The organism is Streptococcus sp. 10824 (assembly GCF_013276595.1).
Taxonomy (GTDB): Bacteria; Bacillota; Bacilli; order Lactobacillales; family Streptococcaceae; genus Streptococcus; species Streptococcus pseudopneumoniae.
The window spans coordinates 1-10,603 of sequence record NZ_VMLH01000085.1 but is presented as its reverse complement, the minus strand read 5'-3'; the positions used below and the strand labels follow the sequence as shown (position 1 = coordinate 10,603).

At 41.5% G+C, this 10,603-nt stretch carries 4 protein-coding genes; 3 read left to right on the top strand and 1 reads right to left on the bottom strand.

What is annotated here, in order from left to right; genetic code table 11:
- The first annotated feature begins 195 nt into the window (after positions 1–195).
- Positions 196–1,803, top strand: coding sequence for a CTP synthase (locus tag HT701_RS08020; RefSeq protein ID WP_172931400.1), 1,608 nt, complete (start codon positions 196–198; stop codon positions 1,801–1,803).
- Positions 1,804–2,170: 367 nt separating this feature from the next.
- On the opposite strand, the gene HT701_RS08015 is transcribed toward HT701_RS08020, so the two are convergent.
- The gene (locus HT701_RS08015) at positions 2,171–3,802 is read right to left on the bottom strand and encodes a Na/Pi cotransporter family protein (RefSeq protein WP_172931399.1); all 1,632 of its coding nucleotides are present in this window, start codon (positions 3,800–3,802) and stop codon (positions 2,171–2,173) included.
- A gap of 297 nt (positions 3,803–4,099) precedes the next feature.
- Between HT701_RS08015 and HT701_RS08010 the strand changes: the two genes are divergently transcribed.
- Together HT701_RS08010 and HT701_RS08005 are read left to right on the top strand one after the other, a co-directional pair.
- A complete protein-coding gene (locus tag HT701_RS08010; protein WP_172931398.1) occupies positions 4,100–9,115 on the top strand; it encodes a bacterial Ig-like domain-containing protein in 5,016 nt (1,671 codons plus the stop codon).
- 89 nt (positions 9,116–9,204) lie between these two features.
- The gene (locus HT701_RS08005; protein WP_001096743.1) at positions 9,205–10,401 is read left to right on the top strand and encodes a phosphoglycerate kinase; all 1,197 of its coding nucleotides are present in this window, start codon (positions 9,205–9,207) and stop codon (positions 10,399–10,401) included.
- Positions 10,402–10,603 lie beyond the last annotated feature (202 nt).

Below are 10,603 nucleotides of genomic sequence, written 5' to 3'. Positions count from 1 at the left end.
GGTTGTAGATAAGACTGACAAAGTCAGGAACACATATCTACGGCAAGGCGACGTTGACGCGGTTTGAAGAGATTTTCGAAGAGTATTAGTTGTGAATCTGGTGCAGTCGTCCCAGATTATTCTTATTAGTAGGGTCTTGTTTTCTATATCCCCTCGTAGTTAACAAGACCTTGAGCATTTTAGAAAGAGGAATCTATGTCTACGAAATATATTTTTGTAACTGGTGGTGTGGTATCGTCTATTGGGAAAGGGATTGTGGCAGCGAGTCTAGGCCGTCTCTTGAAAAATCGTGGTCTTAAAGTAACCATTCAAAAATTTGACCCTTATATCAATATTGATCCAGGAACTATGAGTCCTTACCAGCACGGGGAAGTTTTTGTGACAGATGACGGAGCTGAGACAGATTTGGACTTGGGTCACTATGAACGTTTCATCGATATCAATCTCAACAAATATTCCAACGTGACAACTGGGAAAATTTACAGTGAAGTTCTTAGTAAAGAACGCCGTGGAGAATACCTTGGGGCAACTGTTCAAGTCATTCCTCATATCACAGATGCTTTGAAAGAAAAAATCAAGCGTGCCGCTCTAACGACCGACTCTGATGTCATTATCACAGAGGTTGGTGGAACAGTAGGAGATATCGAGTCCTTGCCATTCCTAGAGGCTCTTCGTCAGATGAAGGCAGATGTGGGTGCGGATAATGTCATGTATATCCATACAACCTTGCTTCCTTACCTCAAGGCTGCTGGTGAAATGAAAACCAAACCAACCCAACACTCTGTCAAAGAATTGCGTGGCTTGGGAATCCAACCAAATATGTTGGTTATTCGTACAGAGGAGCCAGCTGGTCAAGGAATTAAAAATAAACTGGCCCAGTTCTGTGATGTGGCACCAGAAGCCGTTATCGAATCGTTGGATGTTGAACACCTTTACCAAATTCCACTGAACTTGCAGGCACAAGGGATGGACCAAATTGTTTGTGATCATTTGAAATTAGACGCACCAGCAGCGGATATGACAGAATGGTCAGCCATGGTGGACAAGGTCATGAACCTCAAGAAACAAGTTAAGATTTCCCTTGTTGGTAAGTATGTGGAGTTGCAAGATGCCTATATCTCAGTGGTCGAAGCCTTGAAACACTCTGGCTATGCCAACGATGCAGAAGTTAAAATCAATTGGGTCAATGCCAATGATGTGACAGCAGAGAATGTGGCAGAGCTTTTGTCTGATGCGGACGGAATCATCGTACCAGGTGGTTTTGGACAACGTGGTACGGAAGGGAAAATCCAAGCCATTCGCTATGCGCGTGAAAATGATGTTCCAATGTTAGGTGTCTGCTTGGGAATGCAGTTGACATGTATCGAATTTGCTCGTCACGTTTTAGGACTCGAAGGTGCCAATTCTGCAGAGCTTGCACCAGAAACAAAATACCCTATCATTGATATCATGCGTGATCAGATTGATGTTGAGGATATGGGCGGAACCCTTCGCTTGGGGCTTTATCCGTCTAAGTTGAAACGTGGCTCTAAGGCAGCAGCTGCTTATCATAATCAAGAAGTGGTGCAACGCCGTCACCGTCACCGTTATGAGTTTAACAATGCCTTCCGTGAGCAGTTTGAGGCAGCAGGCTTTGTCTTCTCAGGAGTTTCTCCAGACAATCGTTTGGTCGAAATCGTGGAAATTCCAGAAAATAAATTCTTTGTAGCGTGTCAGTATCACCCTGAACTGTCAAGCCGTCCAAACCGCCCAGAAGAACTCTACACTGCTTTTATTACTGCAGCGGTTGAGAACAGCAATTAGCAAAATCAGAACCTTTGAGAAGAATCTCAGAGGTTTTTTGCATACGATGATATTGAAGTATATCTGAGGTAGGAGTCCTCTGTGTGTACCTGCTACCCTTGAAATCAATAGCGACTCCCTCTTGCCCTGTGCTAGTGAATGGATTTATCAGTATATTGAAATAAAATCTGAACAAATTAATTCGGAAAGCCAAATCAATTTATAGAAATATTTTAGCAGTCAAGGTGTACTGTTATAGATTCAATATACTATACTTTTTTAATTTAATCCACTATATCTGCAGAATACTCTTTCAGTTTCATTCAGACTAGTCTTGCTTAGGAAAAAGCAAAAAGCCATCCAATTATGATGGATAGCTTCTTGGTTCTTAGATTTGTTCTGCAAAAACCTTTTCAGCAAGGTTCATAGCGTGGTCTGATACACGAGTGTAGTGTGAGATGATGTCGATAAAGTTGACCCCAGCTTGTGTTGAACATTCGCCCTTGTTGAGGCGTTTGATGTGGGTTTTTCTGAGAACACGTTCTATCTTATTGATTGCTTCATGGCGTTCTACAAGACTGCGTGCTTTTTCAATATCATTGTTTTCCACACTATCCAGAGCATCTTTGATAAAGTCACTAGTTTGACGATAAACTTCCTCTAATTCTTTCAAGGCGGCATCAGAAAATTCAACATTTTTCCGTTGAAGATAGTCAGTCAGATTGAGTAGAGCCTCCGCGTGGTCTCCAATCCGTTCCAAATCACGGGAGGAATCAAGGATATTGGTGAGCACTTCGCTTTCTTTTTGACTGAGAGCTTCGCTTGAAAGGGCAATGAGATAACGTGTCAATTGCTCATCGATGGTGTTAATGGCTTCTTCGGTTTTATGCCCTTTTTCAGCAATTTTTTCATCCAAGTCAATGATATACTTATAGGAAAGGTCAAAGGCTTTAGCAGCGTAGTTTCCTAAGTGCAAGAGCTCTTTCTTAGCATTTCCGAGAGCGATAGATGGGGCTTGTTTGATGAAATGTTCATCAAGATATAAGGGTTCGTATTTGACAACCTCGTCCTCTCCAGGAATAATCTTGGTTACAAAGTAAGCCAGAGCTCCGATAAATGGAAATTGGACAATGGTATTGGTAATATTAAAGGTTCCGTGAGCAAAGGCGATGGTCATTTCCGGTGCTAGATTTAGCGTAGCTTCAAACCAATGAATCAGGGCTGTAAAAGGAACTAGAAAAATAACGCAGACGACTGTTCCGATAACGTTGAAGGCAACATGAGCTCCTGCTACCCGTTTAGCTGCAATATTAGCACTTAAAGAGGCAATGATGGCTGTAATGGTTGTCCCGATATTGTCACCAAATAGAACTGGCAAAGCTCCTTGCAGGTCAATGAGATTGCTGGCGTAGAGGTTTTGTAAAATCCCGATGGTAGCCGAGGAAGCTTGAATCAGTAAGGTCAAGCCGGTACCGACAAAGACACCCAAAACAGGATTTTTACTTAGCTCAATCATATAGTCTTTAAAGACCTGTAAGTCTTTGAGTGGAGCCATTGCACCGCTCATGAGATTGAGGGCAAAAAAGATACCACCGACACCAAAGAGGATGCGTCCGATATTATTGACTGTCCGATTTTTTGTAAAGAAGAGGCAGACAGCACCGATAAAGAGCATAGGTAGGGCATAGTCACCTAGTTTAAACCCAATAAGAAAGGATGTGACTGTTGTCCCGATATTAGCCCCCATGACAATTCCGATAGCCTGACGTAAGGTTAGGAGACCGGCACTGACCAGGCCGACTGTGATAACTGTTACACCAGAACTAGACTGAATTAGAGCAGTCATCCCAATACCAACCAGAACTCCAAAGAAAGGATTACTAGTATATTTGTCAAGGTAAAAACGAAGGCGATCTCCAGCAGCTTGTTGCAAACCGTCTCCCATGGTCTTGATACTATATAAGAATAGTCCCAGACCACCTAAAAAGTGAAATAAAATTTCCTGCCAATTAATGGACATTTCTTTTTCCTCCGAAAAATAATCGCGGAATATCTCCTATTCTATTTTAAAGGATAAAAGTAAATCTAACAAGTGTTAATGTCAAGTTTGTAAAAGAAAATTATAATTGATAAGTGTATTATTTTTAAGAGTTTTTAACCTTATTTTAGATTTGTGAAAACAGCTATTGTTTTTTGTCAAAAAATGCTTTAGGATAAAAATGTGATTATCTTGGTCCCTGTGATTGGGATAAAAATTTTATAAAGAAAGTTAAGCGCTTTCTTTTGTGCAATAAAATCAATTTTTTAGGAGGAGAAAATGAAGAATTCATTTTTTGAAAGACGTTGTCGTTACAGTATTCGTAAGTTATCAGTAGGGGCTTGCTCACTGATGATTGGGGCTGTTTTATTTGCTAGTCCAGCCTTGGCAGAAGAAACTGCAGTTCCTGAAAATAGCGGAACCAATACAGAGCTTGTTTCAGGAGAGAGTGAGCATCCAACTAATGAAGCTGATAAGCAGAATGAAGGGGAACATGCTAGAGAAAACAAGCTAGAAAAGGCAGAAGGAGTAGCGACAACATCTGAAACTGCTTCGCCAGCAAGCAATGAAGCTTCAACTACTGAAACTGCAGAAGCAGCTAGCGCAGCTAAACCAGAGGAAAAAGCAAGTGAGGTGGTTGCAGAAACACCATCTGCAGAAGCAAAACCTAAGTTTGACAAGGAAACAGAAGCAAAGCCCGAAGCAACTAACCAAGGGGATGAGTCTAAGCCAGCAGCCGAAGCTAATAAGACTGAAAAAGAAGTCCAGCCAGATGTCCCTAAAAATACAGAAAAAACATTAAAACCAAAGGAAATCAAATTTAATTCTTGGGAAGAATTGTTAAAATGGGAACCAGGTGCTCGTGAAGATGATGCTATTAACCGCGGATCTGTTGTCCTCGCTTCACGTCGGACAGGTCATTTGGTCAATGAAAAAGCTAGCAAGGAAGCAAAAGTTCAAGCCTTATCAAACACCAATTCTAAAGCAAAAGACCATGCTTCTGTTGGTGGAGAAGAGTTCAAGGCCTATGCTTTTGACTATTGGCAATATCTAGATTCAATGGTCTTCTGGGAAGGTCTCGTACCAACTCCTGACGTTATTGATGCAGGTCACCGTAACGGGGTTCCTGTATATGGTACACTCTTCTTCAACTGGTCTAATAGTATTGCTGATCAAGAAAAATTCGCTGAAGCTTTGAAGCAAGACGCAGATGGTAGCTTCCCAATTGCCCGTAAATTGGTAGATATGGCCAAGTATTATGGCTATGATGGCTATTTCATTAACCAAGAAACAACTGGGGATTTGGTTGAACCTCTTGGAGAAAAGATGCGCCAGTTTATGCTCTATACCAAGGAGTATGCTGCTAAGGTAAACCATCCAATCAAGTATTCTTGGTACGATGCCATGACTTATAACTATGGACGTTACCACCAAGATGGTTTAGGAGAATACAACTATCAGTTTATGCAAAAAGAGGGGGACAAGGTACCCGCTGATCACTTCTTTGCTAACTTTAACTGGGATAAGGCTAAAAATGATTACACTATTGCAACTGCCAACTGGATTGGTCGTAATCCTTATGATGTATTTGCAGGTTTGGAATTGCAACAGGGTGGTTCCTACAAGACAAAGGTTAAGTGGAATGACATTTTAGACGAAAATGGGAAATTGCGCCTTTCTCTTGGTTTATTTGCCCCAGATACCATTACAAGTTTAGGAAAAACTGGTGAAGATTATCATAAAAATGAAGATATCTTCTTTACAGGTTATCAAGGAGACCCCACTGGCCAAAAACCAGGTGACAAAGATTGGTATGGTATTGCTAACCTAGTTGCGGACCGTACGCCAGCGGTAGGTAATACTTTTACTACTTCTTTTAATACAGGTCATGGTAAAAAATGGTTCGTAGATGGTAAGGTTTCTAAGGATTCTGAGTGGAATTATCGTTCAGTATCAGGTGTTCTTCCAACATGGCGCTGGTGGCAAAAATCAACTGGTGATAAGTTGAAAGCAAGCTATGATTTTGAAGATGCTTATAATGGTGGAACTTCTCTTAAATTTGCAGGGGATCTTTCAGGTGCGACCAAGCAAGATGTGAATTTGTACTCTACTCGCTTGAAGGTGACAGATACAACCAAATTGCATGTTGCCCACAAAGGAGGCAAAGGGACCAAGGTTTATGTAGAATTTGCAACCAAGAAAGATTATACCTATGGTGATGAAGCTGCCCGTAAAGAATTGACAGTTTCAGATAACTGGACTACCGATGATTTTGATTTGAGTGCCTTGGCAGGTAAAACAATTTACGGTATTAAACTCTATTTTGAAAATGACAAAGACTTAAAAGGTTATCAATTTAACCTGGGGCAATTGACCATCAGCAATAATCAAGATGCTCCTCAGGCACCAACCACAGTAGCTGTAGCCAAACAAGTCCTTAAAAATGCCCAAGAAGCGGAAGCAGTTGTACAATTTACTGGTCATAAAGATGCTGATTTCTATGAAGTCTATGAAAAGGATGGCGATGCTTGGCGCCTATTGACAGGTTCATCTGCAACTACGATCTACCTACCAAAAGTTAGCCGCTCAGCTAGTGCGACTGGTACTAGTCAGGAGTTGAAGGTTGTTGCAGTTGGTAAGAATGGCCTTCGTTCTGAAGCAGCAACTACAAACTTTGAGTGGGGGATGACTGTCCAAGACACAAGTCTTCCAAGACCTCTAGCAGAAAACATCGTTCCAGGGGCTACTGTTATCGGAAGTACCTTCCCAGATACAGAAGGTGGAGAAGGTATCGAAGGTATGTTGAATGGGACCATCACCAGTCTATCTGACAAATGGTCTTCTTCTCAATTAAGTGGTAGCGTTGATATTCGTTTGACACAACCACGCCGTGTTGTGAGATGGGTCATGGATCATGCTGGAGCTGGTGGAGAATCTGTCAACGATGGTTTGATGAACACCAAAGACTTTGACCTCTATTATAAAGATGCGGATGGTCAATGGAAGTTGGCTAAGGAAGTCCGTGGCAATAAAGCTCATGTTACAGATATTACCCTTGATAAACCTATCACAGCTCAAGATTGGCGCTTAAATGTTGTCACTTCTGACAATGGAACTCCATGGAAGGCTATTCGTATCTATAACTGGAAAATGTATGAAAAGCTTGATACTGAGAGTGTCAATATTCCGATGGCCAAGGCTGCAGCCCGTTCTCTAGGCAATAACAAGGTACAGGTTGGTTTTGCGGATGTACCAGCTGGAGCAACCATTACCGTTTATGACAATCCAAATTCTCAAACTCCGCTTGCAACCTTGAAGAGCGAAGTTGGAGGAGACCTAGCAAGTGCACCATTGGATTTGACAAATCAATCTGGTCTTCTGTACTATCGTACCCAGTTTCCAGGCAAGGAAATTAGTAATGTCCTAGCAGTTTCCGTTCCAAAAGATGACAGAAAAATCAAGTCAGTCAGCCTAGAGACAGGACCTAAGAAAACAAGCTACGCCGAAGGGGAGGATTTGAACCTTAGAGGTGGTGTTCTTCGAGTTCGGTATGAAGGGGGAGCTGAGGACGAACTCATTCGCCTAACTCACGCAGGTGTATCAGTATCAGGATTTGACACGCATCATAAGGGAGAACAAAATCTTACTCTCCAATACTTGGGACAACCAGTAAATGCGAATTTGTCAGTGACTGTTACTAGTCAAGATGAAGCAAGTCCGAAAACTATTTTGAGAATTGAAGTAAGTCAGGAACCGAAAAAAGATTACCTAGTTGGTGATAGCTTAGACTTGTCTGAAGGACGCTTTGCAGTGGCTTATAGCAATGACACCATGGAAGAACATTCCTTTACTGATGAGGGAGTTGAAATTTCTGGTTACGATGCTCAAAAGACTGGTCGTCAAACCTTGACGCTTCGTTACCAAGGTCATAAAGTCAACTTTGATGTTTTGGTATCTCCAAAAGCAGCATTGAACGATGAGTACCTTAAACAAAAATTAGCAGAAGTTGAAGCTGCTAAGAACAAGGTGGTCTATAACTTTGCTTCACCAGAAGTAAAAGAAGCCTTCTTGAAAGCAATTGAAGCGGCCGAACAAGTGTTGAAAGACCATGAAACTAGCACCCAAGATCAGGTTAATGACCGACTTAATAAATTGACAGAAGCTCATAAAGCTCTGAATGGTCAAGAGAAATTTACGGAAGAAAAGACAGAACTCGATCGCTTAACAGGTGAGGCTCAAGAACTCTTGGCTGCCAAACCAAACCATCCTTCAGGTTCTGCCCTAGCTCCGCTTCTTGAAAAGAACAAGGCCTTGGTTGAAAAAGTAGATTTGAGTTCAGAAGAGCTTGCAACAGCGAAACAGAGTTTGAAAGATCTGGTTGCTTTATTGAAAGAAGACAAGCCAGCAGTCTTTTCTGATAGTAAAACAGGTGTTGAAGTACACTTCTCAAATAAAGAGAAGACTGTCATCAAGGGCTTGAAAGTAGAGCGTGTTCAAGCAAGTGCTGAAGAGAAAAAATACTTTGCTGGAGAAGATGCTCATGTCTTTGAAATAGAAGGTCTCGATGAAAAAGGTCAAGACGTTGATCTCTCTTACGCTTCTATTGTGAAAATTCCAATTGAAAAAGATAAGAAAGTGAAGAGAGTATTCTTCTTACCTGAAGGCAAAGAGGCAGTAGAATTGGCTTTTGAACAAACGGATAGTCATGTTATCTTTACAGCACCACACTTTACTCATTACGCCTTTGTTTATGAATCTGCTGAGAAACCACGAGTAGAATCTAATGGTGCAAATGACCTTGTTACTATCTCAACTAAACCAGAACAACAAAACACAGTCCTTCCAAAAACTACTAATCAACCGGCTTCTGATCAACAAAAGGCTCCTAAATTGGAAGTTCAAGAGGAAAAGGTTGCCTTTGACCGTCAAGAGCATGAAAATGCTGATATGCTAGTTGGGGAACAACGAGTCATCATACAGGGACGAGATGGTCTGTTGAGACATGTCTTTGAAGTTGATGAAAACGGTCAGCGTCGTCTTCGTTCAACAGAAGTCATCCAAGAGGCGATTCCAGAAATTGTTGAAATTGGAACAAAAGTAAAAACTGAACCAGCAGTAGCGCCTACACAAGAAAAACCAGCCCAAAATACAGCAGTTAAATCAGAAGAAGCAAGTAAACAATTGCCAAATACAGGAACTGCTGATGCCAATGAAGCCCTAATAGCAGGATTGGCAAGCCTTGGTCTTGCTAGTTTAGCCTTGACATTGAAACAGAAAAAAGAAGATGAAGATTAAATATCGAAAAATCTTGTGAAATCTTTCCTTATATTTCCAAAGTGTGATATAATAGTTTCGAATAAAATAATTAAAGGGGTTTTTGTAACATGGCAAAACTTACTGTTAAAGACGTTGACTTGAAAGGTAAAAAAGTCCTCGTTCGTGTTGACTTCAACGTACCATTGAAAGATGGCGTAATCACTAACGACAACCGTATCACAGCAGCTCTTCCAACTATTAAGTACATCATCGAACAAGGTGGACGTGCAATTCTTTTCTCTCACCTTGGACGTGTGAAAGAAGAAGCTGATAAAGCTGGTAAATCACTTGCTCCTGTAGCAGCTGACTTGGCAGCAAAACTTGGTCAAGATGTTGTTTTCCCAGGTGTCACTCGTGGTGCGGAATTGGAAGCGGCAATCAACGCTCTTGAAGATGGACAAGTTCTCTTGGTTGAAAACACTCGTTACGAAGATGTTGACGGCAAGAAAGAATCTAAAAACGATCCTGAACTTGGTAAATACTGGGCATCACTTGGAGATGGTATCTTCGTAAACGATGCATTCGGTACAGCTCACCGTGCACACGCATCTAACGTTGGTATCTCAGCAAACGTTGAAAAAGCAGTTGCTGGATTCCTTCTTGAAAACGAAATTGCCTACATCCAAGAAGCAGTTGAAACTCCAGAACGTCCATTCGTAGCAATCCTTGGTGGTTCAAAAGTTTCAGACAAGATTGGTGTTATCGAAAACTTGCTTGAAAAAGCTGATAAAGTCCTTATCGGTGGTGGTATGACTTATACATTCTATAAAGCACAAGGTATCGAAATCGGGAACTCACTTGTAGAAGAAGACAAATTGGATGTTGCGAAAGCTCTTCTTGAAAAAGCAAACGGTAAATTGATCTTGCCAGTTGACTCAAAAGAAGCAAACGCATTTGCTGGTTACACTGAAGTGCGTGACACTGAAGGTGAAGCAGTTTCTGAAGGCTTCCTTGGTCTTGACATCGGTCCAAAATCTATCGCTAAATTTGACGAAGCTCTGACTGGTGCCAAAACAGTTGTATGGAACGGACCTATGGGTGTATTTGAAAACCCAGACTTCCAAGCTGGTACAATCGGTGTGATGGACGCTATCGTGAAACAACCAGGTGTTAAATCAATCATCGGTGGTGGTGACTCAGCTGCCGCAGCAATCAACCTTGGTCGTGCAGACAAGTTCTCATGGATCTCTACTGGTGGTGGAGCATCAATGGAACTTCTTGAAGGTAAAGTATTGCCAGGTTTGGCTGCACTTACAGAAAAATAATTTCAGCCCGTTAGTCTCTACAAAATCCTGATTTTGTAGAAAAGGAAGAAAACTGAAACGTTAACAAAAAGGTGGCTATGTCACCTTTTTGTGTTAGTGTAGGTATTTGTGACGCGGTGGTGGGGCATCAATGGAGCTTCTTGAAGGTAATACTCTTCGAAAATCTCTTCAAACCACGTCAACGTCGCCTTGCCGTATATAT